26 protein-coding genes and 1 tRNA gene are annotated in these 24,711 nt (G+C 43.7%); 18 read left to right on the forward strand and 9 right to left on the reverse strand.

Going from position 1 to position 24,711, the window contains the following annotated elements:
• The first annotated feature begins 78 nt into the window (after positions 1–78).
• Positions 79–1,119, forward strand: a complete 1,041-nt coding sequence (locus tag L6E24_RS12570) for an AI-2E family transporter (protein ID WP_257742317.1) — start codon at positions 79–81, stop codon at positions 1,117–1,119.
• A gap of 147 nt (positions 1,120–1,266) precedes the next feature.
• Positions 1,267–1,914: a hypothetical protein gene (locus L6E24_RS12575; protein WP_257742318.1), complete on the forward strand. Its 648-nt coding sequence runs from the start codon at positions 1,267–1,269 to the stop codon at positions 1,912–1,914.
• 95 nt (positions 1,915–2,009) lie between these two features.
• Here L6E24_RS12575 and L6E24_RS12580 read toward each other — a convergent pair.
• Positions 2,010–2,091 (reverse strand) — tRNA-Leu (locus L6E24_RS12580).
• A 292-nt stretch (positions 2,092–2,383) separates the two neighbouring features.
• On the opposite strand from L6E24_RS12580, the gene L6E24_RS12585 reads away from it, so the two are divergent.
• From L6E24_RS12585 to L6E24_RS12600, 4 genes are read left to right on the forward strand one after another with little or no spacing between them, the layout of a single operon-like run.
• Entirely contained in the window at positions 2,384–3,370 is a 987-nt protein-coding gene (locus tag L6E24_RS12585; protein WP_257742319.1) for an AAA family ATPase, read from the forward strand.
• A 42-nt stretch (positions 3,371–3,412) separates the two neighbouring features.
• Entirely contained in the window at positions 3,413–4,348 is a 936-nt protein-coding gene (locus L6E24_RS12590; protein WP_257742320.1) for a DUF58 domain-containing protein, read from the forward strand.
• A 3-nt stretch (positions 4,349–4,351) separates the two neighbouring features.
• Positions 4,352–5,302, forward strand: a complete 951-nt coding sequence (locus L6E24_RS12595) for a vWA domain-containing protein (RefSeq protein ID WP_257742321.1) — start codon at positions 4,352–4,354, stop codon at positions 5,300–5,302.
• On the forward strand, positions 5,299–7,059 hold the full coding sequence (locus tag L6E24_RS12600) for a hypothetical protein (protein ID WP_257742322.1): 1,761 nt from the start codon (positions 5,299–5,301) through the stop codon (positions 7,057–7,059). The genes L6E24_RS12595 and L6E24_RS12600 overlap by 4 nt, the downstream gene beginning before the upstream one ends.
• Before the next feature lie 93 nt (positions 7,060–7,152).
• Here the strand turns inward: L6E24_RS12600 and L6E24_RS12605 are convergent, their stop codons facing one another.
• From L6E24_RS12605 to encB, 5 genes are all read right to left on the reverse strand, one after another.
• A complete protein-coding gene (locus L6E24_RS12605; RefSeq protein ID WP_257742323.1) occupies positions 7,153–7,650 on the reverse strand; it encodes a hypothetical protein in 498 nt (165 codons plus the stop codon).
• Between the two features lie 187 nt (positions 7,651–7,837).
• On the reverse strand, positions 7,838–8,884 hold the full coding sequence (locus L6E24_RS12610) for a M42 family metallopeptidase (protein ID WP_257742324.1): 1,047 nt from the start codon (positions 8,882–8,884) through the stop codon (positions 7,838–7,840).
• A 144-nt stretch (positions 8,885–9,028) separates the two neighbouring features.
• Entirely contained in the window at positions 9,029–10,129 is a 1,101-nt protein-coding gene (locus L6E24_RS12615; RefSeq protein WP_257742325.1) for a pyridoxal phosphate-dependent aminotransferase, read from the reverse strand.
• Between the two features lie 165 nt (positions 10,130–10,294).
• On the reverse strand, positions 10,295–10,897 hold the full coding sequence (gene hxlB / locus L6E24_RS12620) for a 6-phospho-3-hexuloisomerase (protein WP_257742326.1): 603 nt from the start codon (positions 10,895–10,897) through the stop codon (positions 10,295–10,297).
• Positions 10,898–11,044: 147 nt separating this feature from the next.
• Positions 11,045–11,350: an encapsulin nanocompartment ferritin-likeEncB family encapsulin nanocompartment ferritin-like cargo protein cargo protein gene (gene encB, locus L6E24_RS12625; RefSeq protein ID WP_257742327.1), complete on the reverse strand. Its 306-nt coding sequence runs from the start codon at positions 11,348–11,350 to the stop codon at positions 11,045–11,047.
• A gap of 236 nt (positions 11,351–11,586) precedes the next feature.
• On the opposite strand from encB, the gene L6E24_RS12630 reads away from it, so the two are divergent.
• Complete coding sequence (locus tag L6E24_RS12630; protein ID WP_257742328.1) at positions 11,587–12,024, forward strand: hypothetical protein; 438 nt, start codon at positions 11,587–11,589, stop codon at positions 12,022–12,024.
• A 95-nt stretch (positions 12,025–12,119) separates the two neighbouring features.
• Here L6E24_RS12630 and L6E24_RS12635 read toward each other — a convergent pair whose 3' ends face one another.
• On the reverse strand, positions 12,120–12,728 hold the full coding sequence (locus tag L6E24_RS12635) for a phosphoribosylanthranilate isomerase (RefSeq protein WP_257742329.1): 609 nt from the start codon (positions 12,726–12,728) through the stop codon (positions 12,120–12,122).
• Between the two features lie 87 nt (positions 12,729–12,815).
• Between L6E24_RS12635 and L6E24_RS12640 the strand changes: the two genes are divergently transcribed.
• A complete protein-coding gene (locus L6E24_RS12640) occupies positions 12,816–13,586 on the forward strand; it encodes an exodeoxyribonuclease III (RefSeq protein ID WP_257742330.1) in 771 nt (256 codons plus the stop codon).
• Between the two features lie 61 nt (positions 13,587–13,647).
• On the opposite strand, the gene L6E24_RS12645 is transcribed toward L6E24_RS12640, so the two are convergent.
• Positions 13,648–14,565, reverse strand: a complete 918-nt coding sequence (locus L6E24_RS12645) for a beta/alpha barrel domain-containing protein (RefSeq protein ID WP_257742331.1) — start codon at positions 14,563–14,565, stop codon at positions 13,648–13,650.
• Positions 14,566–14,891: 326 nt separating this feature from the next.
• Between L6E24_RS12645 and L6E24_RS12650 the strand changes: the two genes are divergently transcribed.
• Both L6E24_RS12650 and L6E24_RS12655 read left to right on the forward strand, forming a co-directional pair.
• Positions 14,892–15,953, forward strand: a complete 1,062-nt coding sequence (locus L6E24_RS12650; RefSeq protein ID WP_257744029.1) for an RNA-guided endonuclease TnpB family protein — start codon at positions 14,892–14,894, stop codon at positions 15,951–15,953.
• Between the two features lie 219 nt (positions 15,954–16,172).
• A complete protein-coding gene (locus tag L6E24_RS12655) occupies positions 16,173–16,691 on the forward strand; it encodes a hypothetical protein (protein WP_257742332.1) in 519 nt (172 codons plus the stop codon).
• Between the two features lie 37 nt (positions 16,692–16,728).
• Here the strand turns inward: L6E24_RS12655 and L6E24_RS12660 are convergent, their stop codons facing one another.
• Positions 16,729–17,379: a hypothetical protein gene (locus L6E24_RS12660; RefSeq protein WP_257742333.1), complete on the reverse strand. Its 651-nt coding sequence runs from the start codon at positions 17,377–17,379 to the stop codon at positions 16,729–16,731.
• A gap of 253 nt (positions 17,380–17,632) precedes the next feature.
• Here L6E24_RS12660 and L6E24_RS12665 point away from each other — a divergent pair, with 253 nt between their 5' ends.
• From L6E24_RS12665 to L6E24_RS12700, 8 genes are read left to right on the forward strand one after another with little or no spacing between them, the layout of a single operon-like run.
• A complete protein-coding gene (locus tag L6E24_RS12665) occupies positions 17,633–17,899 on the forward strand; it encodes a DUF8044 family membrane protein (RefSeq protein ID WP_257742334.1) in 267 nt (88 codons plus the stop codon).
• Positions 17,896–20,088, forward strand: a complete 2,193-nt coding sequence (locus tag L6E24_RS12670; protein ID WP_257744067.1) for a hypothetical protein — start codon at positions 17,896–17,898, stop codon at positions 20,086–20,088. The genes L6E24_RS12665 and L6E24_RS12670 overlap by 4 nt, the downstream gene beginning before the upstream one ends.
• On the forward strand, positions 20,085–20,945 hold the full coding sequence (locus L6E24_RS12675) for a DUF4350 domain-containing protein (RefSeq protein ID WP_257742335.1): 861 nt from the start codon (positions 20,085–20,087) through the stop codon (positions 20,943–20,945). Before L6E24_RS12670 ends, L6E24_RS12675 begins: the two co-directional genes overlap by 4 nt.
• Positions 20,942–21,916 carry an AAA family ATPase gene (locus tag L6E24_RS12680; RefSeq protein WP_257742336.1) on the forward strand — a complete coding sequence of 325 codons (975 nt, stop codon included), beginning with the start codon at positions 20,942–20,944 and terminating at the stop codon, positions 21,914–21,916. The genes L6E24_RS12675 and L6E24_RS12680 overlap by 4 nt, the downstream gene beginning before the upstream one ends.
• 2 nt (positions 21,917–21,918) lie before the next feature.
• Entirely contained in the window at positions 21,919–23,139 is a 1,221-nt protein-coding gene (locus L6E24_RS12685; RefSeq protein WP_257742337.1) for a DUF58 domain-containing protein, read from the forward strand.
• Positions 23,136–23,615: a hypothetical protein gene (locus tag L6E24_RS12690; protein WP_257742338.1), complete on the forward strand. Its 480-nt coding sequence runs from the start codon at positions 23,136–23,138 to the stop codon at positions 23,613–23,615. The genes L6E24_RS12685 and L6E24_RS12690 overlap by 4 nt, the downstream gene beginning before the upstream one ends.
• Positions 23,616–23,617: 2 nt before the next feature.
• On the forward strand, positions 23,618–24,505 hold the full coding sequence (locus tag L6E24_RS12695) for a DUF7982 domain-containing protein (protein ID WP_257742339.1): 888 nt from the start codon (positions 23,618–23,620) through the stop codon (positions 24,503–24,505).
• Positions 24,506–24,531: 26 nt separating this feature from the next.
• On the forward strand, positions 24,532–24,705 hold the full coding sequence (locus tag L6E24_RS12700; protein ID WP_257742340.1) for a type II toxin-antitoxin system HicB family antitoxin: 174 nt from the start codon (positions 24,532–24,534) through the stop codon (positions 24,703–24,705).
• Positions 24,706–24,711: the final 6 nt, after the last annotated feature.

The following is a 24,711-nucleotide window of genomic DNA, read 5'->3' on the forward strand; positions in this document are numbered from 1 at the left end:
GTTACCAACAATTAAAATAAACTGCACCGAGGGGTTCAGTTATTTCATAATCTCTACAAAATCTCCGGAAATGTCATTATGTCTGAAAACACTCAAAATTCTGCCCTGTTATACACCCTTCTCTCAGTGGCGCTGGTCTTTATCATTCTTCTCGCAATGAAAGAAGCTGCATATATTGTAAATATGGTACTGATCTCACTCATCCTTATTCTTCTTGGTGTGCCCCTGCTTCAGGCCCTGAAGAGAAGGGGTTTTAGTGATGTCTCATCGGTAGTCCTGATAATTGCATTATATCTTCTGATTATTGCCGGATTTATATTCCTGATTTATCAGTCTTTTGAGATGCTTCTGGTAAATATGCCCAAATATGAGGGTCTGTTTCAGGAGAGACTCTCCGGTCTTATAGCTCTTCTTGGAAGTTTTGGTGTTGATGCTGATCTGCTTCTGTCATATATTAAACCTGACTGGGATGCAATCTCCCGGATTATGATAGGGGTTGTATCCGGCGGTTCACAGCTTGCTATGAATGCCTTTTTTATCGTTGTCATAACAACTTTCGGGCTTTTGGATGTCCCTAAGATGCCAGCAAGGATCAACAGAATCTATGGTGAAAATTCCGGAAAAATTGAGAGTGTAAAGAGTATTATCCACAATATGATCACCTGGCTTGTTGTAAAGACCAAGACAAATGTTGTTTTGGGGGTCTCTTTTGGTGGAATGCTCTATGCCCTTGGAATTGATCTTGCGATATTCTGGGGCGTGATGACCGTTCTTCTCAGTTACATTCCATATATCGGGCTGATGATTGTGGCCATCCCTGCAATTTTTCTCGCATGGCTTCAGCTTGGATTATGGGGTGTTGTGATAGTCGCTGCCGGCATCTGCGTCATAAATGCAGTCGTTGAAAATTTTGTATTCTCAAAATTTGCTGCTGACAGTTTCAATATGCCCGGACTGATTGTAATCCTGACCCTTGTACTGTGGTCATGGGTGCTTGGCCCTATCGGCCTTCTGCTCTCAGTGCCGTTTACGGTCATATTAATTGCACTTCTGGAGGCCAATAAAGATACAAAATGGATTGTTACCCTTATGGGCGTAGATAAGGAGAAATTTGAGTGATTATAATTATATGTTAAATATTCTGGTGAATAATTCTCACCTGAAAGGTAATTATTTTGGTTTCTGAAGTACTGTCTGTGATGAATGTGGCTCTCATATATTCGGATTTGTGCTATATTTATATCCTGTAAGTTAAGAAAGAGAACTATGAAATTTATTGTCTTTCTGGCCGCACTGGTTCTGCTTTTTTCAGCCGGATGCGTGAGTATGGATACTATTGAGGATAATACGCCTGCAACAGAGGCGCCTACCCCGGTTAAGATTACCATGCCGACAGCCACACCGACACCGCAGGTGACTGAGGCACCGCAGCCTGTTGATCAGTTCCCGGACGCTATGGAGTTAAAGGAGAAATATTCTTATGGTGATGAGGAGGATGGCCGGGTAATGTCTGTATATAATGCATTTACAGATGAGTCATACTGGTACCATTCAACAGCACACGGGTATGACTGGGAGTTTGAGCCAAAAGAGGGCAATCAGTTTCTCTTTGTAGAACTGTGGGTTAAGCACAACGGAACAAAGAGGGAGCTTGGTGCGCCTCCGGCTGGAAATCTCATTGTCTGGTTTGAAGGAGTCCCGTACTCATCAACTGAGGAGAGAGAGGATGCAGTTGAGAGGGTTACAAAGCCTGAGATTCTTGATGATGACTATGTTGGTGGTATATTGGGAAGATATGCTAAAAGTGAGGGATTCCTGATATATGAGGTTCCGGAAGAACTGCGTACTGACAGGGCATATCTTCAGGCAAATCTTGGCAATGTGTATGGAAATCCGGTCTGGAAGCTTTATTGATAGCACAGATCAGACAAAGAGTTATATCCGGAATCCCGGATAAAAATCTGTTTTTCCCGAATCAGCTGAATTAAAAAGCAACTTAAAAGAAGATATGCGAGAGACAGGAGTCGAACCTGCGAACTACTAAAGACTGGACCCTAAATCCAGCGCCTTTGACCACTCGGCAACTCTCGCTGATAAATGCACTTTTGTATCACAAAAATACTCATAATAATTGTCAATGATAGCTAAAATAGCTGTTGCTTAAACCTCTGAAAAATCCGGCTCTCCTGATAAATTATTATCCCAAGTCTGATCTGTGGTTTGACTATGCCTCCTGTCAGGCAGAATTTCATTCAGCCGGAAGTTGCCCATAAATATCTATAATTTAACCTCCTGCATCCGGATCATTTATATAATTTTTCTTTAAATAAGTGAGTTTGCAGATTTGACTTTCAGTCATTACTGATTTTTAGGAGATACCAATATGGACGCTGAAATTGAAGAGCTGAACCGTAGAGCCGCAGAATATTCTGATCTTCTCAACAATGTGAAAAGAGAGGTGAAAAGAGTCATTGTCGGGCAGGACGGTGTTGTTGAAAGGCTTCTTATTGCCCTCTCAGCAGGCGGGCATGTGCTTTTGGAAGGTGTGCCCGGCATTGCAAAGACGCTCACCATAAAGACGTTATCGGAGTGCATTGATGCCGATTTTTCAAGGATTCAGTTCACACCCGATCTGCTGCCCTCAGATATTGTCGGGACAAGAATTTACAATCACCATGACGGTAAGTTCAGCACCGTAAAAGGGCCGGTATTTGCCAGTTTCATACTTGCAGATGAGATTAACCGTGCGCCACCGAAGGTTCAGTCTGCTCTCCTTGAAGCCATGCAGGAGTATCAGGTTACTATTCAGGGCAATACATTCCCGCTTAATAGCCCTTTTTTTGTTCTCGCAACCGAAAATCCGCTTGAGTCTGAAGGGACATACCCTCTTCCGGAGGCGCAGGTTGACAGGTTCATGTTCAAGGTTATGATGACCTATCCGTCACTCTCCGATGAGGTTGTTATTCTTGACAGGTTTACCGAAGGTTTTGCCTCAAAGCCTGAGAGGGTAATTCCGGCTGAGAAGGTCATTGAGATCCAGAAGTTTGTAAAGGAGATATATGCTGAGTCTGAGATAAAGAAGTACTGTGCCACTCTTGTTGACGCTACCAGAAATCCTGACAAATACGGGCTTAACGCCGGAAATTATATCTCATGTGGTGCATCCCCCAGGGCATCCATCTACCTTGTAATGGGCGCAAAGGCGTATGCTCTGCTGAAAGGGCGGGGTTATGTCACTCCCCAGGATGTAAAGTCAATAGCCGCTGATGTGCTGAGGCACAGAATTATTCTGACATATGAGGCCGAAGCCGAAGGTGTCACAACTGATGCCCTGATTGAGAAGATTCTTCAGTCTGTACCTGTGCCATGAATATTTCTGTGATTGTCTGTTTGCAGGGGAGGTCTGGGATGTATGAATGTTAGATTTTCAGGGCGGAAGAGAGAGGCCGTATCAGAGGGCGCGGCCCAAAAGAGGGATGTCAGGGATCTGATAAAGAAGATCTCAGATGTGGAGATATATACAAAAATATATGTGGAGGGTCTTCAGTCCGGCCAGCACAGATCCGTGTTTAAGGGCCAGGGTATTGAATTCACCGATATCAGGGAGTATGTAGCCGGAGATGATGTCCGGGCTATTGACTGGAATGTCACTGCAAGGCTCAATCATCCGTATATCAAGGAGTTCACTGAGGAGAGAGATCAGACCTTCTACCTTGTGCCTGACTACTCAGGTTCAGGGAGTTTTGGATCAGTTGTCCCGAAATTTGATCGTATGATTGAGATCTCAGCCTCTATTGGATTTGCGGCGATAAAAAACAATGACAGGGTGGGCCTCTGCATATTCACCGACAGGGTGGAGAAGTTCATTCCGGCAGGGCGGGGGCGAAAACATCTCATACGGATTCTTAATACAATGATTAATTTTTCCCCGGAATCTAAGGCGACTGATATATCTCCGGTTATATCCTTTTTATCAAAAGCGGTTAAGAGAAGAAGCTCGGTAATTCTTATATCTGACTTTTATGCAGAAGGCTATCAGAAACCGCTTAAGATAATGAACGGCCGCCATGAGGTTATCGCCATAAGGCTCACAGATCCAAGGGAGTCTGAGCTCCCTGATGTCGGTCTTATTGAACTGGAAGATCCTGAAACCGGCGAGCAGATACTCATTGACACTTCAGACGAATCTGTGCGGCAGAGGTTTGAGGAATCGGTCAGGGAAGCGGATGAGAAGGTTCTGGACTCTTTTAAAAAGTGCAGAATCGGTTGCGTGGACCTTAAAACGACCGACGGGTATGATATGGTCTTAAAGAAATTTTTCTCAGGTGAAATTAAGAGGAGGGTGTGATATATGGCAGGTTTTTACAGCCCGGAATGGTTACTTGGCCTTCTGATTCTTCCGGTATGCTGGTATTATATTGAGAGTTCGGCGAAGAAGAGAAAGCAGGAGGCTATGGTCTTTTCAAGGGTGAGTTTTTTAAAGAGCACTCTTGGAGATGTATCTAAGTCAAAGAAACCAAAAATTCTTGTAATTCTGATCCTTGCAGCAATAGGCTGCATATTTATAGGGCTTGCTGATCCGCATATCCCGCTTGAGCAGACTAAGGAGGGCGTAAGCGTTGTCCTTGTGATGGACAATTCCGGAAGTATGCAGGCGACTGATTATTCCCCGAACCGGCTTGAAGCCTCCAAAAATGCGGCTGAAAAGCTGATTAATAATCTCGATCCAAAGGACTACGCCGGCATTGTGGTCTTTGAATCCGGAGCATCGACTGCGAGTTACCTGACACCGGATAAGGATAAGGTGACTGATAATCTGCATGATATTATGGCAAAGGATGGCGCCACTGCGATAGGTGACGGCCTTGCACTTGGCATAAATATGGCAGACTCGATTCCGAACCGGAAAAAGGTTGTAATTCTCTTATCTGACGGTGTAAATAACGCCGGTGTAATATCCCCGCAGGAGGCTGAAGCTTATGCAAAAGAGAGCAATATTCAGGTTTTTACAATTGGAATGGGATCTAATCAGCCGGTTGTCTTAGGATATGACTGGTTTGGCAATCCGCAGTATGCCGAACTTGATGAGGCAACATTACAGGAGATTGCTGATTCAACCGGCGGAAAATATTTCAAATCAGTGGATGACCGGACACTTTCGGATATATATTCCAGCCTGAATTCAGAGATTAAGCGGGAGAAGGAGGATACAGGCATAGCCTTTGTATTCTATATCGCTTCGATGATTCTCCTCTTGGGAGAGGTTTACATGAGATACGGAAGGGGGCGTATCATCCAGTGAAAACCGATATTCAGAGATTCGGAGTATGGAACAGATCTGAAAAATCCGGAAATTTCAGGGAACCGGACAATACCCGGAAGTGCAGGAGATATGGATATTTTGTATTCCTGCTCCTACTCTCCCTTTTAGCTGCGCCCGTACTTGCGGATGACATAACTTTTCAGACTGACCGGAAGGATTACTATTTCAGTACAGGAACTGAGGCTGAGATAGCTATAGGGTACCACAATGATCTTGGAAATGCTGTATCCGGTCAGCTCTCGTATAAGATTACTGAAGGTGTATCATCCGGAGGTTTTTCATATTCCAGTTCAAATACACAGAGCACTCCGATGACTGTTCCTGCCGGTTCAGGTGATTTTACGCTGAATGGGTTGTATTCAGACAGTAAAAAGGATATTGATGTTGATTTATCTTTTCAGTATTCTGACGGCAGTGATTCAAAAGTTGTAACTCTTGGAACCCTCACTGTTCACTTCACTGACGATACGTCCGGAAAGAACCAGGAGAATCCTCAGACAAGTACTGAATCGCAGTCTTCTTCTTCAAACCAGCAGAGTTCATCTGCCTCTCAGCAGATGGCAAGTCAGATGCAACAGCAGCAGAACCTGATTAACCAGATGATGGGCAGTCAGGCACAGCAGCCGTCCTCCGCTCAGCAGGCATTGCAGAATTCACAGCAGTCCTATAACTCAGAATCCTTAAAGCGGCAGATGGAGAAGATGGCTGAGGAGAATGCTGAAGAGAAGAGTGCTCTCTCTGAGGCTATTTCCGGGGATGAACTGCTCGGCAGTACTGAAGAGAAATTATCTGAAGAGGGTTATGAGATGACCTCTGAATCAGTAAACCCGCAGAGTATGAGTGACGGCTCGTTTACACGTGAATATAAGAATTCTGCCGGAGATTTGGTTACACTTTCGGGTGAGATGAGTGATGGTGAAGTTAAGTCTGTTCTGGAAAGTTTTGACCCGGAAGAACAGGAAAATCTTATACCTGAGAGCCTTCTGAATAATGAGACCTACAGGAGTTATTGTGGTACACTGCAAAAGGAAGGCTTTGCTTCAATATCAGCCGCGGTTAATTACACGAAGGATGAAGCTTCATTTGAACAGGTATTTGCTTCTTTTGGGGATGTAAATGATGTGGATGATCCGGACAGTCTGAAAGGTCTGAATGATCCGGATGGTTCAGCAGATGGAAATGCCGGAAATTATCCAAAGATTACGGCAAAACTGAGTCCTGATCTTGAGGTGGTCAATGAGGTTGAGCTTATCCGTGATGATGACTATTCATGGCTGTTTCCGGTTTTGATTATACTTATTATTGCAGTTCTGGCTGTTTCCGGATGGTTTGCCTACAAGAAGTACTTCTCCGGAAATAGTGGTGATGCCGGGGATGAAAACGTTATGGCAGATGTTGGGAAGGCTTCTTTTGATTGCCGGAAATATGCCTTAAATTTGCTTGATGAAGCTGAATCTGCTTTTGCGGAGGGTGATTATGTCCCTGCATACGGAAAGGCCGGGCAGGCCCTGAGGGTATATCTCTCACACCACTGTTATGACGGCAGCGAGGTTACAAATGAGGAGCTTTTTGAGATAATTGGTCGCATCGGCAGTTATTCCGGTGATGTCAGTCATGTCAGGAATCTGCTTGACGGCTGCTCGGCAGTTGAGTTTGCAAAGGGCAGTGCTGATGAGCAGCAGTTTGATGAGTTCGTCCGTTATATCCGGAATATTATTGCAGAGAATAAGGTATGATGACTGCACCTGATATATGACTGCCTCTGATTTCTTTTTATTTTTTTGTTTAAAAAATGTTTGAGTTTGCCGGAATTTCCGGACTGCTTTATCTTACTTTGTCATCGGGATTATCTCTTTATGTGGAATAAGGCTGTCATAGATGACATATGATCCAATTGATCCGTCATATGTGACTGTCACTTTAATTCTGTCCTGGGTTTTCTGGCCTCCGTCAAATGTTACTGTATCTCCTACTCTGTCAGCACTAAGCTCCTTTGTCTCATGGCCGCCTTCAGCATAGTAGCAGTCCACCATAATGCTGTTCACAAAGTTCTGGCCCATACCTCCCCTGAACTCCACAGAGATTGTGCCATAGACTGCGTCTTTATCAACACCCACTCCCACCTGATATTTATCCTCCGGCAGATTGGTCGGTCCCGGAATCAGATCCGAATTCATTGTTGGTTCTGCTGTCATAGTCGCTGCAGCTGCCGTAGTCTGAGCCGTTGCTGCCGGTGTTGCACTGCTGCTGTCTGTGCCTGTGCATCCGGCACAGAGAGCAATCCCGACTGCTATAAGTATTACCGGAATGGCTGTCCATTTTTTCATAGTAATCTGTTAATTGTCCTGATGGTATTTAACTTTTGACCGGAATTACCGGTAGATTCGGGAGTGTTCTCCTCCGGAGAAATTATCCGGATAAATATGCTGTGAAAAAAAGGGTTTGATTTTTCTGTCTGTTATCTGATTTCTGTTCTGTTTTTGTGTGGTAATTGTCCCACAGTTATCCTTTCGTTCAGTCCCAGGTGAGGTCAGGTTTTGTCTTAAGGGCTTTTACAAGCAGCTCTACTGAAGCTTCAACGTCCTTCATATCAACGACCTCAACTGGTGAGTGGATGTACCTTGCCGGAACTGAGAACGGAATGCTTGGTATCCCGTCCCTGACCAGGTGGATAATGGTTGCATCGGTGTTTCCGCCGTCTCCGACTTCAAGCTGGTACGGAATTTCGTTCTCCTCAGCTGTCTTTCTAAGCCAGTCTGATACTCTCCAGTCTGCCATAAGTCCTCTGCCGGAGGCACTTGCGAGAACAAGGACAGGACCTTTGCCCATCTCCACAGTTGCATCCTTCGTTGTCATGCCCGGATGATCACCCGGTATTGTTACATCCGTTGCAATGGCGCAGTCCGGTTTAAGTGCAAATGCACTGACCTTTGCACCTTTAAGGCCAAGCTCCTCCTGTACTGTAAAGACACCATAGATGGTATGTGGTGAATTACTCTTTTTAAGGGTCTCAATGAGAACTGCAACTCCAACCCTGTTGTCCATTGCCTTTCCGGTGACACGGCTGCCTGCAAGGTCTGTAAATTCACGGTCAGTCGTAACCGGAGATCCGATCTCAATGCCAAGTTCATTTACCTCTTCTTCACTGACAGCACCGACATCGATGAACATATTCTCTATTTTGATCTCCTTTTTCCGGTCCTCAGGACTCATCTTATGTGGTGGTTTTGCCCCGATTACACCAGTTACAGGGCCTTTGCTGCCGTGAATAATTACTCTTTGTGTGTACAGGACAGGGTTGAACCATCCTCCGACATGGACAAACTTTATAAATCCTTTTTCATCAATATGCTGAACCATCAGGCCGATCTCATCCATATGGGATGCTACCATGAATTTAAAGTCATCGCCCGGTTTTACTGCAATGAGATTGCCCATCTTGTCGGTGTAGATGTCATCTACATGACCGGCAAGTTCTTCCTTAATAATATCCCTGATATTTCCCTCATAGCTGGATACACCGTGTGCATCTGAAAGCTTCTTTAATAAATCTTTTATCATATTATTTGCCTCTGATGTATTTTTTGATTATTTTTATAAAAATATTGTTGATGTTTGTGAATTTAATTTCAGACCATTTTATACTGGACTGTGTAGTTTTTGATGTATCATAAGTATGAGGACATATGTCCCAAATGTAAAATCTCAGATTATCTTTTCCATTCTGAGCAGTGCCTCTTTTATATTCTCTTCTGAGGAGGCATAGCTGAATCGTGCATAATTCTTTGAATTTTCACCGAAAGCGTCGCCCGGAATTGCGATAACACCTGCGTCAATGATCTTTTTAAATGTTTCATCTTCCATCGGGACGAAGAGATAGAATGCGCCGCCTGGTTTCTTAAAGTCAAAGCCAAGTTCTGTCAGTCCGTCATAGAGGAGGTTTCTTCTGGCTTCATATTCATCCCTCATCTGCCATACACAGTCCATACTTCCCCTGTAGCCTGCAATTGCGGCATACTGGGAGACTGAGGTTGCGCAGGTCTGGCAGTACTGATGCACCTTGATACTCTGCTCAATGAAATCCTCACTTCCGGCGATGAATCCAAGTCTCCATCCTGTCATTGAGAAGGTCTTGCTTGCCGCATTTATTGTTACTACATTATCCCCGAACGCTGCGGCACTGACATGCTTTTTGCCGTCATAAATGAAATGCTCATATACCTCATCTGATATGACGGTTACATCTTTGTCATCCGCATATTCGACCACTGCCCTGATGGTATCAACGCTTTCAACTGTTCCGGTCGGATTTCCGGGTGAATTGAGCACAATTACCTTTGCATCATCGATCATAGGCTTTAAGGCTTCAGGGTCTATCTCTAAGTCTTCTGTCAGTGCAAAAGGTTCAGGAATTCCTCCGGCAAGGACCGCACATTCCCTGTATGATACAAAACCGGGGTCCGGGAATAATACTCTGTCACCATCATCAACAAGGGTCTGCATTGCAATATGCAGGCCCTCACCTGCACCTGCGGTGACAATAATCTGATCTGCACTGTATGAGAGGTTATTCTCTCTCTTAAACTTCTCAGAGATAGCCTCTCTTAACTCCGGCACACCGTAATTGAAGGTATATCCTGTGAGGTTATTCTCAATTGCCTCAATACCTGCTTTCTTTATATGGTCCGGAGTTGGAAAATCCGGCTGTCCGATCCCAAGATTTACGGAATCCGCTTTTGCCTTCTGGAAGAATTTTCTTATGCCGGACATCTCAATTCCGGTCACCCGTCTGGAATATTCTGTCATATTTTCACCATTTCCTCTATTTTATGGTTTGATTTAAACGATAGTAATCCTTTCCGGCGGGCATCTCTTCACAGGATTGTTGTATCCGGATTCCGGGGTAAACTGCTGCCGGATTTAAGCCAAAAATATTATGTCTGTCTGAGAGATCAGATCACTTCTGGTTCTTTACTCGATATTTGCGTGCCGGCATTTAAGGTCAGACTCTTCGCACTCCATAATTTCCATCACTGCGGAGATTATTGAGTCGGCAAATACCATTGACCCTGTCTCAAAGAGTGTGCCAAGCGGTGCAAAGGATTTGTGATCGCCCATCATCTGCCTGATCTCATACTCTGCTGATTCGTCTTCCACTTTATCCCTGTGGCTCTCAATGACTACTGTACAGTCAGCAATCTTTCCGATTCTTGAGTCCTTTTTGGATGTGACGAGACAGATTCTGCCGTTAAGTGCCTTTGCGGTCTCACAGAGTTCTGCAATTGTTTTTGTCTCTCCTGACCCTGAGAAGGCGACTACTGTATCTCCGTCCTTCATCGCCGGAGTTATGGTCTCACCTATAACATATGACTTCAGTCCGAGATGCATAAGCCTCATTGCGAAGGATTTTGCAACAAGGCCCGATCTTCCGGCCCCCATTACATAGATGCTCCTTGAATTCTGAATTTCCTTTATAAACTGTGATACCTCCTTATCTGAGAGAGAGTCTGCCATCTCTTTCAGTTTGGATGCCATGAGGCGTATCATGTCCTGCACATTTTCACATTCTGTCATAAAAACCATCCCTATTTATGGTAATCAATTGTGATTATGATGCCGATTGTACTGATAAATATGTGGGCTGTCTGCTCCGGTATTTCTGGTCTGTTGTATTTTTCCGGAGAAATGCCGGGTTGCTGCCCTGATAAAAAAAGGTCTGGTTTATTTTTTCTGTTTTTCTATCTCTTCCTCAACTTCTTCGTAACCCTCGTCATAGAACTTCTGCTCGTCAGGTGCGAGGTGGTGAAGCAGTCTCAGGAACTCACCTGCATGGACTCTCTCTTCATCTGCAATATCTGTTAACACTTCTTTTGCAAGTTCGTTGTCTGTGGACTCTGCAAGCTGCATATAGAGCTGAATTGCTTCATATTCTGCTGAGACCATGAAGCGTACAGCCCTGATTAATTCCTCATCTGTCAGTTTTCTGTCGCTTGCAAGACCTGAGAATGGTGATCCGAATTCCGGCATATTTTTTATACTCCTTATAATTTTAATTACATTGCCTGATTGAATCTTTTTATATTTCAATATTCCGGAATATTTCATTTTTCCCCTGATATTCGGTAATATCCGGAGATTTTGGTTTTTTTGGTCATTCTGTTGCTTAAGTCCTGAGATTATTCTGATATTGTGTCGAACTGTTCATCTGAGAGGAGAATACTCAGTTTTTTAATTTCTGAAAGTCATAAATTACCGTGATTATTGTGAAGAGAAAAAATATTGCAGATCTGCCCGGCGATACGACAGAGGATAAGTTCTCTTCAATGGGCATTATAAAAGGGGAGAAGTATGATGTTCTTGATCTCCGGAAGAAGGGCAGAATGTTTTCAGTTGAGGTTATTCTTTATTTTGAGCCGGAACTTGCAGTGAATTCCACTTATGAAAAGGATCTCACTGATTTTGCAGACGAACCTGTTGAAGGCAGGCCATTTGTTCCGGTTGATTTTTTCCTGAAATTCGGGGAGGAGAATGATCCCTCATTCAAAGGGCGGCTAAAGGAGTTCCCTCTTGAGATTAAAGTGGTGGATGTCGGGATGATCAAAGATCCGGATGGAAAGGATTCATATTATATCAGGGGCGTTATGCCTTTCCTTGATGAGTTTGATGTGGATGTGGAGCCAAAGTCCGGCCCTGCATTCTGATATAACTTCTTTTTCAGGGACCAGTTTCCATATATTTATCCGGAATGCAAAATTATTCCGTCTGGGCTGGATGATGTTTTTTTCATCCGGAAATATCACAGCTTTTTTCTTTTCAGCACCGGAAGTTTGCCGGCAGCCTTCAGAAAATCAAGGATCAGGAAGCGGTCTTTTATGCCCGGACTTTCCTCTACTCCTGAGCAGACATCAACTGCATAGGGGCTTAACTTCCTTATTGCATCGCTGACATTCTCCGGATTAAGCCCGCCTGCAAGGATTACCGGAACTTTTGAATGCCTGATAACTTCTTCTGCAAAATTCCGGTTAAATTCCTTTCCTTCGCCCCGGCTTGAGTCTATGATGAGTGCATTGCAGTTTTTTGGGAGGTCTTCTGGATTGTGGACATTGTCAGATACAACCCGGATAATCTTTCCTCTGTATGAATCCGGAATCCTGACATCTGCTGAGACCTGTATTGCAGACGGGTTCACCTCTGCAATCTCTCTCATCTCTTCTTCTGATTCTGTATGGGTCACAATTACGGTAGAGACAAACGGCCCTAAGGCCGAAAAGATCTCCTTTGCTTTATCTGGTGTGACATTTCTCTTTGATTCCTCTGAGATTACAACCCCCACTGCATCTGCGCCCGATGTTTCTGCAAATACTGCATCGTTTTTATTGGTTATTCCGCAAATCTTAACTCTCATGGGATATTTCCTGTTTATTAGTATTTTTTCTGACCAATAAAGATTATTTGATCTGCCCTGTTATCTAATATCGGGAGGTTTGTCACTTTGAGAAAAAGGCTTGTTTCGTGGAATGTAAACGGTATTCGTGCCGTGCATAAGAAGGGTTTTCTGGATTTTGTAAGGGGTTATAACCCCGACATACTCTGTATTCAGGAGACAAGGGCGCATGAGGATCAGCTGCCTTCAGAACTCAGGCATCCGGATGGTTATTTCTCCTGCTTTTCGTCAGCAGAGAAGAGAGGTTACAGCGGGGTTGCGCTCTATACAAAGGATGAACCTGAATCTGTCAGATTCGGATTCGGCACTGATAAATTTGATACTGAAGGGCGGATTATCATTGCTGATTATCCGGATTTCTCGCTCTTTGACATATATTTCCCAAACGGAAAATCGTCTGCTGAGAGGCTTGAATTCAAGCTTGACTTCTACAGCGAGTGCCTGAGGCAGGCAGAGAAACTTCTTGCAGATGGCAGAAATGTCATCATCTGCGGAGATGTCAATACTGCGCATAAGGAGATCGATCTCGCACGGCCAAAGGCGAACGGGAAGGTGTCGGGTTTTCTTCCGGTGGAGAGGGCATGGATTGATAAACTTCTTGATGCCGGTTTTGTTGATTCGTTCCGGATGTTTACAAAGGAGGGCGGTTATTACTCGTGGTATGACTTAAAGAGCCATGCAAGGGAGAGAAATGTCGGCTGGCGGATAGATTATTTCTTTGTCAGTGAAGAGTTAGCGGAGTCTGTTGTAAGCGCTGAGATTCTTGCGCACATTTATGGTTCTGATCACTGCCCGGTAACACTTGAGATTGAGTTGTGAACCGGATTTCTGACCTTTAAAAAAGATTTTTGGGTTAGTGGTTCAGTTGGCTGTCCGTTTTTTATTCCCCGTTGTAGATCTTCAGGGCTGCTTCAGCATCTGCATTGTCAATCGTTATTGCAGAGATTGCATTGCACATTCTTACAGCTTCATCCAGTGATTTCTGGTGGATGTTTCTTCCGGTTGCATTGCCGGATGCTCCGCCGGTGTGGATCTGGTCGTATAACTGTTTCAGGAAATCCTCTGCTGAGACACTTGATCCGCCTGCGCATACCACCTTTGTTCTTCCGGCTGCTACAGTTGCCTCCTTTAAGATTTCAGCAGCGGTGAATCCTTCCTTTTTGGGTGAATTTACCTTTACAAAGTCAGCGCCGATTGTTGCTGCAACTCCGGCTGCGCCTGCGATTAAGTGCGGATCCTTCTCGTCTGCAACTGCCTTGCCTCTGGGGTATATCCAGAGAACGACGATAAGGCCGTGGATGTGTGCTTCAAAGATGATGTTTGCCGCTTCTGCGAGCATCTTCTCTTCGTATTCACTGCCGAGATAGATGGTATAGCCGACTGCTGCAATATCAAGGCCTGAAATTTCCCTGAATTTTGCGACCTGTGCAACTGTGTACAGCTGCGGGCTGTAAGGATCCTTCTGCGCAGTCTTTACAAGGTTTGTCTTTGAATTAAGTTTTACCAGGTATGGGACATCACTGTAGTCTCTGCCGTACCTTGCAATAAGGCCCAGCTGTGTTGCAAAGACTCCGATTTTGCCCTGTGAGGCAATCCTGAAGAGGTGTTCGGGGTCAGCATCGTCTGCGTGAATATCCTCACCATAAAAGTCGCTGTTTAAGTGCTCTACCTTCTGGTCGCCTGCAAAGAGCATGAGTTTTCCGCTCGCGTGGGTGATCATCTCATAGTTTTTGATGTAAGTTGCTTTTGCGCTCTCCGGCACGTCTGCCGGAACTTCGATATCGTATGTAAAAGACATACATATTCGTGTATTTAATAAATAAAAAACCTTGCTAATAATAAAAAGAACCTGCCGGAAATGTTCTGTTCCAACCGGATATTTTTCCGGTTATCGGGTGAGTCAGTCTTTTTATAATATGAGCGTAAAACCCCTTGGTCTTTAGCCAAGGGGATGTAAGCGATATTTACATACAAAACTGACATGATACATAAGAAGATATTTACTATGGTTTTTTCGTTTGTAGATCATAATGGCACAAAATATATATTGTGGTAAAACACAATTGCACGTGCATGTTGAGGGCCTACAGATACCGAATGTATCCTAACAAAGAACAGGAGAAAATGTTCTTTCAACATTTCGGCGCATGTAGGTTCATCTACAATTGGGGTTTGGGAAATAAACTCCGGACATACAAATCCAATGGTGAATCGATATCAAGATTTGTATTGAATAAAATGTTACCTGATTTGAAATCAGAACATACCTGGTTAAATGACATTAATTCACAGTCTTTACAAGGTGCAATATTAAATCTTGAAAATGCATTTACTCGGTTTTTCCGGGAAAAGAAAGGCTTTCCTAATTTTAAATCCCGGAAAAATCCAGTGCAGTCGTTCTCTGTTCCGCAAGGATATAAGGTGGATTTTGAAATTCAAAAAATCCGGTTGCCTAAAATCGGATGGGTCAAAATAAAATTACACCGAAGATATAACGGAATTGAGAAAACTGCAACGGTATCTGTCACACCAACCGGAAAATTTTTCATTAGTATTTTGATAGACGATGGACAAAAACAAACTCCAACGCAACATTTTAGCGAAAATACAACAGTTGGTGTTGATCTCGGTATCAAAGATTTTGCAATATTATCCAATGGGGAAATGATTGACAATCCGAGAAATTTAAAAAAATCTATTTCCCAAATGAAAGTATTACAAAGACGGCTAAGCAGAAAACAAAAAGGCTCTAAAAATAGAAATAAAGCAAAAAAAGCAGTAGCAAAACTCCACGAAAAAATCCACAATCAACGCAATGATTTCCAGCACAAACTCTCTTTTAGATTAGTATGCGAGAACCAAGCAATTGCAGTGGAAACATTGAATGTTGAAGGGATGTTAAAAAACCATAAATTAGCTCAGCATATCGCTGATGCCTCATGGAGTTCATTTGTTACTAAATTAGAATATAAAGCACAACGGCAAGGTAAAACAGTCTTACGGATAGGGCAGTTTGAACCATCTACAAAAATATGTAGTGAATGTGGTTATTATAATCAGGATTTAACATTAGCGAATAGAGATTGGATTTGTCCAGACTGTGGGATACACCATGATCGAGATATTAATGCCGCAATAAACATCAGGAAATTTGCCCTTGATAGACAAAATCTAATTGGAATTTAATAATTATACACCTTCGGGACGAGGGGAAGGGCCTGTGGACTCACGAATAATAGTTCGGAGAATGAAGCAGGAAGCCTCTGGGTCTTTAGCCCAGAGGTAGTTCACTTTCTGAAAGGTTAGAGTGTAACTGATCAATACAAAACCGGGAAGAATACCACCCAAACTATTTTTTAGTCCGGCGGATTATATACTGTTAATATATCAATGGCAGGTGATAAGATGAAGATGAAAATAAATTTTCTGGTGCTGACAGTTGCATTAGCATTGCTGGTAACAGGTGTAAGCGCATTTGATTCGCACGATCTGGATATAGATGTTCAGGCGGACGGCAGTGCAGTTATTAATTATGACTATTCCCTCTCGTGGGGTGAGTCGATAGCCTTTGCATTATTTCCAAATAAAGAGGGTCTTTTAGAGGGTGGGCTTACCGATGCATTTGGAGATGACGCTGAAGTGCTTGATCTCACTTCAGAAGAGGTCTCGTTTAAGATTCCGGGTTTTGCAAAGGTCACATACGGAAATGACACAACATATAAGACCCCGTCACTTCCCTATGACCAGGTGGGGAGCTATACAAAGAAATTCTCAGGCAACAATGCTATAATTGGTGCATATATTCCTGAATCTGACAGTCTTGTTCCTGACAAAACAACAATTACATTCCCTGACGGGTTTACAGAGACATACAATAAGCCGTATCCGGACGAAAAACTTCCTTCTGTAACTCATACGGTCTGAATATCCTTTTTTTCCGGAAAAAAAGTATTGGCTGAATCTAATCAGCTGAAGTGTGCTTCATTGACTCTTTTGTGCCATATTCAAGATAGCCAATCTCGGATTTGATTGCACCGTTTCCGTAGATTGTAATCTTCATCATCTTTCCTTCATATCCCGGGTATTTTTCTTCAATTGACTTTGAATCAAATACAGGCCCCATCTGTTCAAATGAGTTGTCCTTTAAGAGATATGGCATAGCATCTTCCGGAGGGAGGATCAGGTTTCTGAAGTAGTATTTGTTCTGTTCATAGTCCACTTTGGTGATAATTCCCTTTGATTCACCTTTTTTGTCAGACAGAATTGTTCCGGCGGGCCAGATTGGTCTGTACTCAGCAGGGGTTATGTTCTCACAGACTACAACCGGAAGATAAGGGTTGCTCTCTGATGAATTGGATAATTCGCCTGTGGGTGTTTCTTCTGCTCCGGAAAGTCCGTCAGATTCCGGATTTTCTGATTCACTGCTTTCAGTCTCATTGTCTGCTGAAGAATTATCAGAGTTCTCTTCTGTTGCGTCTGTTTTATCCTCAGTTGCTGCCGGTTCCAGGACTTCAGCAGGAATTTCTGTCTGAACCTCCTCTGCCGGAGTGGCCTGCGGAGTTTGGTTATCTCCGTTTTCCATTGCCTGTGACTGGAGGCATCCGGCAGACATGATTATGGCTGCGGATAATAAAAGTGCAAGAATAAGTAATGTATTTCTTTTTTGCATGAAAATATTTTAATTTGTAGATTTAAATCTCTTCTCAATAGTGCACTTAATTCCGGTTCTTATGGTTTTTGTTGAATTCCTGTTTTATTCCGTTTGTGGTGGTTATTTATCCGTTAAACTCTTTATATTTCTGTAATGCCGGCAAAGACACAAGACAAAATGGCTTTAAACATACAAATACAAATATTAATTATTGATGTGGGGCGATAAGAAGAAACTGACTCTTTTGGTTCTGTCTGTCTGGCTGGCCATAGTGGTAATTTTTATGGCCCTCGCAAATATACTGAATGTTGAGATCCTTTTTGTGCTCTGGCTGATTGGCATTCTTGTTATTATTGAACTGATTGACTCACCGTATCTGAGCACGTCATATATCAAAAATCTGAAGATTGTTATCTCGGCAGGGGTTGGAGTGTTTGGGCTGATTGTTGCGTTTAAGGTTCTGGAGATAATAAGCAGATGAAGAGGTATTTCTCTGCACTTCTGCTTGCCGTGCTTGCTCTCGTTTTCATATCTGTTCTGTTAAGTACTGTTGACTCTGCTGAACTCTTCACCCCAAAGGATATTCCCGGAACAGATATGCATAATAATCCGGATGCACTGAGACAGATTTCAAGGGAGGAGTCTGCAAATGTCTTTGACATGATGCAGGATTTTATTGATCTCTCCGACTCCATCGTCATAAATCTTAAGATTAAAAATCTTGATGATGCAATGGAGGACTTAGAGGAGTATGCACGTCTTGCCTCAAGGTATGACAATCTTATAATCAATCTTGATATGGATGACTCTGAGATCGAGGAGTTTCGGCGTAATAATAAGGATCAGCTTGAAGCCTTAAAGGAGACTGTGCAGGATTCAGAACTGCTGGAGGATTTAAAGACACTTCAGATCCAGTACCGGGAGTCCGGTGATTCCAGTAAGTTATATTCTGTCACTTATGAGATTGAGGCTTTAAAGAAGAAGATGGGCATTAATACAGCAAGGCTTGAAAACAGCACTAAAAAGCTGACTGAGTCTTCAAAGAAGTATGAAGTTGAAACATCCCGTCTTGAGGAGAGTTCAAAAACTATTCATGAGATTGGCAGTGATGATGAACCTGTTTCCGATCTGCCATCTCCTGAGTTAACACCAACACCTACTCCTACTCCCAGGCAGACTGCAACTCCTACGGCAACTCCTACTGCGATTCGTACTCTGGCTCCCGGTGAGAGTGCAACTCCTACGGCAACTCCTACTGCGATTCGTACTCTGGCTCCCGGTGAGAGTGCAACTCCTACGGCAACTCCTACTGCGATTCGTACTCTGGCTCCCGGTGAGAGTGCAACTCCTACGGCAACTCCTACTGCGATTCGTACTCTGGCTCCCGGTGAGAGTGCAACTCCTACGGCAACTCCTACTGCGATTCGTACTCTGGCTCCCGGTGAGAGTGCAACTCCTACGCCAATTCCTACTGCGATTCGTACTCTGGCACCCGGTGAGAGTGCAACTCCTACGCCAACTCCTACCGCAATACCTACAGCAACTCCAACGCCGGCACAACTGCCCCGTCAGGAGTCAGTTACTATTGAACTGTCATCTGAAATCGTATATTACGGAGACATGCTCAATATATCCGGAGATGTGGAGCGGGTATCAGATAACAAGGTAATTGAGATCTTCATAGACAGTAAGAAGGCCGGCAGTACAGGCGTTACAGCCGGCGGAAGATATCTCTATGGGTATCTGATAAATAAGATTAAGGCCGGAAAGCATACGGTCTATTCAAAGACAGGGATCTCATATTCCGATGTCCTGGAATTTGAAGTCAAAAGCATTCCGAACAGACTTAACTTTGATATTTCTGATTCCAAAGATGAATCCGGAGATAAGAACAGATATGTCTGCACCGGAAATTTAACTGCCGGAGGTAAACCTATAGCCGGAGCAGCTATCAGTATCCTCTCAGGAGACACTAAAGTTGCAGAGGCGGTCACAGAGGACGATGGTGAATTCAGCGCCAACCTTACCCTTAAAGAAGGAGACAATGAAATAAAAGTTGTCTTTGATGATCCCTCCTATCCGGTTGAAAAGACCACAAGTCCGGAGGTAAATGTCCATGTCCCCGGTACATTTTCAGTGGAAGTTATTCTGGTTGCCCTTTTATTCTCTGTAATTTTAGGCTATGCAGGATATTATATCCTCAACCGCAGAAAAAAGCTCCCAAAAATGCCCAGGATAGCAATGTCAAAACTGCGCAGGGAGACTGCTTCAGAGGAGAATGGAGTGGAAGGCGAACCGGAGAGTCCTGATGTTGTAAAGCCGGTGTCTGTGAATGATTCCGGCATCAAAAAGCATTACATGGATCTGCTTTCAGATGGCGGATACTCTGCGGGATATCACTTCATTCTTACAATACTCTTTGAGGCACTTGCTGAGAAAAATACGATTACCTACAAAAAGTCGATGACAGTAAATGAATTTTTAAGGAGACTTCCGGAAGGTCATGACAGTGAAATAACTTCCTTTGTCAGACTGTATGAGAAACTGGTATATCAGGGCATATATGGTAAAGGAGATGAATGGTCAGTTTACCATCTCTTTGAGGAAATTTCCGGCAATCACAGTCTTGATGATTATCTGATGAAGTATGCAGGAGATGAGTGGTTATGAAAGCATGGCATATTGTATTTTTCGGTCTTTTAATTGTAGCTCTCTTAATTGTCGATATCCATTTTTCAGGCAATGACAATGACTTCAGCCGGTACAACTACAACTGGAACGGGACATCGCAGTTTTATGACGATGCAGGTTCTGAGATTATAACTGATTACTCATCATTATACGGCAGGAAGAACAGCACCCTCCTGATGATAGAGCCGGACGGCAGATTCACATCGTCTGAGATAACTGCCCTTATGAGATTTATAAGGGATGGGAATAAGATCTTTATATCGGACGAACCGGGAAATTCCAATACTCTGCTTGGCATCCTTGGAACCGGAATAAGTGTTACTCCTGCAAATCTGTCCAGTGTTGATATGGAGTATAATAACAAACGTTTCATCATCTGCTACCCTTATAAAGAAGACAGGGTTACAGCCGGAGTTGAAAGTGTGGCGCTGAACAGTCCGTCGGTTGCATACGGGGGAGTGAGCCTGATGAGATCGTCTTTTCTCTCCTGGATTGATACAAACGGAAACGGGAAGGCAGAAGCTTCAGAACCTCTTGGTAAGAGATCAGTGATGGTGCGGGATGAAGCCGGACAGGTTTATCTGTTGTCTGATTCCAGTCTTTTTATCAACCGGATGTATGGATACAAGAGACTGAGAGATAATGACAGATTTATTCAGAATATTATGGGTCTGTCAGATAATCTGCTTGTTGAGTACAGGCACTCTGCCGCAGCATCTGCTGACGGCCTCTCCGGAATACTGAGCGGACTAAAAAACACAGATTTTATAAAAATATCTGTCATAATTATTGTGGCACTGCTCACCATATTTGCCCTTGTAAGGAGAGAGAAATGAATAAAGAATCAATAGAAGAAGGAATAAAAGATCTTGCATCTGTCTGCGATCAGATCCGGGACATCACAGGTTCATATATTGTAGGCAACCAGAACCTTGTTGAGACTATACTTATCGGAGTTTTAAGCGATGGCCATGTCTTAATTGAGGGTGTGCCGGGCACAGCCAAAACAACGATTGTAAAACTCGTCTCCATCATGCTTGGATGTGAGAGCAGAAGGCTTCAGTGTGCGGTTGATACCCAGCCGTCAGATATTATCGGTATCAGGATCTGGAACCAGAGGGAGAATGAGTTCGAGTTTAAGAGAGGGCCTGTATTTACCAATATTCTGCTCATTGATGAGATAAACCGCCTTCCGCCACGGAGTCAGAGTGCATTTATTGAGGCGATGAGTGAGAGGCAGGTCACTGTTGACGGCCGCGGTGTAAAGCTCAATAAACCCTTCTTTACAATTGCCACACAGAATCCCTTTGAACAGGAGGGAACATTCCCGCTCATTGAGGCGCAGAAGGACAGATTTATGTTCTCAATCAATTCAAAGTATCTTAATGCGGATGACGAACTTGAGATAATCTCACGTGAGCATAAAGGCTCTCTTAACTGGAGTTATATCTCAGAGAAAGTACAGCCACTATTATCTGCTGAAAAGATCGACAGGGGCACAAAAGCTGTAAGGGAGATCAATGTGGAACCGCCTGTTCTTGGATATATCCGTGACATTGTTATTGCCACCCGGAAACATGGGGATGTCAGGCTTGGTGCAAGTTCGAGAGGTTCAATTGCACTTCTAAGGGGTTCTAAAGCCCTTGCAGCGATAAACGGGCGGACATATGTCACTCCGGATGATGTCAAGGCAGTTGCCCACCGTGTACTTCAGCACAGAATTATTCTCAGATATGAATCTGAGATCAGCAGTATAACCACGGCTGATGTCGTTGATCAGATACTCGGAACTATAGAGGTGCCCTGAGTGTGAGAATTAAAAATCCCGGACTGACGGTTATACTGTCGGCAGTTATCTTAGCTGCGGCAGGTGTTTTCTTCCGGGATTTTAATTACACCATTGCCGGATTTTTTATTTCCGGAATTCTGCTCTTAAATTATCACTATATTCTCTTAAATCTGAAGAGGGCTGCATTGGCTGCTGAAATAAACCGCAGTCTTGATAAGAAGTTTGTCCGCCGCGGTGAGGTTGTGGAGATCTCTGCCAGTGTTACTGTTCCTGGAGATTATCCCTTTGATATAACAGCAGAGGATGTTATTCCGGCAGGAACTGAGATGTTTACGGGCAGTAATACCTGTGAGATAAAAGGTTCAGGCTCTGTCAGATATAATGTCACATGCCTTGCACACGGCAGCATCTCTCCGGCAGGGATAAGGCTTAATCTTGGCGGGTTTTTCTTTTCAGCCGGAATTTTAATTCCTGAAGGCGGGCGTGATGACATAACGGTATTTCCCTCGCTTAAATTTTCGGATGCCAAATCCCGTCTCTTTGGCGGGAAGGAGGTTGACAGAATTCTCCCCATTAAGGGTTCCGGTATCAGGGATTTCCGCGAATATACATACACCGATGATATGAGAAGCATTGACTGGAAGGTCTCTGCAAAGCAGGGCAAACTCTTTATCCGGGAATATACCGGAATTGAGGGTGAGGGTGATATGTTCATTGTGGACCTTCCTGATGTTGAGGAATATGGCCGGGATATTGAACCATTAAAAGGTGTTGTCGGCTCAGTTATCTCATCCGGAGATTACAGGGACAAAGTTCTGGTCAGAATTTCCGGCTGCAACCTTGTTGGCATACGCAGGATCAGGTCAGGTGCAGTTCCGGTTAAGAATATTCTAAATGATATCGGCCCGTCTGTTCGGGATGTCCATATGTACAGGTACAGGACAGGTAATATCCGGGGCGATCTGACTGATAGGTATTCTGAAGTTAAATCTGCATTTTCCGGGTATGAGAGGGCATATTCTTTTGAGGAGGAGATCTTTGCTATCTTTGAGAAAAATAATCCGGGGGGGATTAAGATAATGACCGGAGGGACTGGTGATCTGAGCCATATCGGGGTTATTGCAAAGGCTGCATCTAAGAGAGGTATAAAAACTCATTGCTGCATTCCGAAAGATGTTGGGTTTGAGGAGAATCTCAGGAATCTCAGGCAGTTTAAATTCGATATTCTGGAGGCATTATGAATATTATATCAAGGGATTATGCTGATCACGGGATTATCGGGATTTCTGTACTTATCTTTGTGTTGTCTGCATATCTTTCAGAAAATCTGATATATCCTCTGCTGACACTGGCGGTTTTTGCAGGTCTGGTATTTTATATGCGGAGTAAGTATTATTCCGGCATTGTCTGTCCTTTTTTTGTGATTCTTGCCGGGCAGCCTTTTGTATTCTCACTTGCAGAGTCAGGTATGCTCTATGGTTTTTTTATGGAATTTGCCCTCGGATTATATTATATTTTTATGAATGTAGGAAAGAGAAGGGATATTATAGTTTTTTCAGCCGGAATTTTTCTCTTTCTTGCAGTTGGGTATCTGATGGCCGGGTTTTTGAATATTTATCTCTTTACGGTATTTGCCGGAGGGGTGTTGTCTGCAATATTTGCTGCCGGGATTTTTACTGAGCATAATGCCGGAAAGAAAATTAAGAGGAGTGATTAATTATGGGTTTGACTGGTGATATTTCCGGTATGTTTAATCAGGTTATGGGTGATATTAAGAAGAAATCCGGCAGAAGAAAGGATTTTCTTTCAGGCTGGTTTTCGTCTTCCGGCGGGCTTAATTCATACTTTTACGCGGCGGTTGTTCTTGTAGTTTCATCCCTTGTAATGCTCGTTTTGGGGCTTTTAACAGACAGGGGCGATATGACCTCGTCTATGATGATTGTACTCTCCGTTGTTTTGTTCCTTTCAGGTGTTGTCTTTGCGACCTTTACGAAGGATGAAGGGATTGTGCCAGGTATGGCGGCTATGCTGTATCCGGATGCTTCGGTTAATCTGTCCAGGATTTTTGCTGATCTGAGGGTGCATGGTGATGCACATTTTATCCCGTCTGAAGATGGTTTTGTCCAGTTCAGTCCGGTTGCTGCCTTTAAGGGATATCCTGAGGGCGGTTCTGATGTATTCAGGGTTTCTGGTGAGTCTGCCGGAATTTCTGTCAGGCCGGCCTGCTCTTCACTGTATGAGGCACTGTGTGATGATTATGGCTTTGTAATTCCGGATGAGCTGACACCTGATGTCTATTCTGAGATTTTAGGGAATGTTTTTGTGGACCATCTGAGGATTGCCGGAAAGGTTACTGCAAAGCAGGCAGGGGATGACTATGAGATTACTGTTGAGGATTTTATGCTTAAGGATGCCTGCCGGACGATTCGTGAGGAGTCTCCTAAATGCTGCACAGCCTCGCCATGTCCGGTATGCAGTCTTTTTGCCTGTGTGCTCTGCAAGGGGTTAGGGAAACCCGTTGTTATACTGCATATTACTCAGGAGAAGAATTCGTTGAAAGTTGTTCTGGGCGCTGTAAATAATGGTGAGGGTGTGGGGGAATTCTGAAAATTTCGTAGTCTTTGGTGTTGAATATGGATTATGATATTTTAGTTTATGAAGAAGACGGAGTATTTGTTGCAAGGTGCAAAAAACCAGAGGTTGCCAGTTGTGGTGATACACGAAAAGAGGCCCTTGAGAATATCAGGGAGGCAATTGATCTCTATCTGATAAATGCCTGTGAATTGGATATTACGAGTGAAAATTAACCGGAT

The sequence above is a fragment of the Methanoplanus endosymbiosus genome (assembly GCF_024662215.1).
GTDB classification, from domain to species: Archaea; Halobacteriota; Methanomicrobia; order Methanomicrobiales; family Methanomicrobiaceae; genus Methanoplanus; species Methanoplanus endosymbiosus.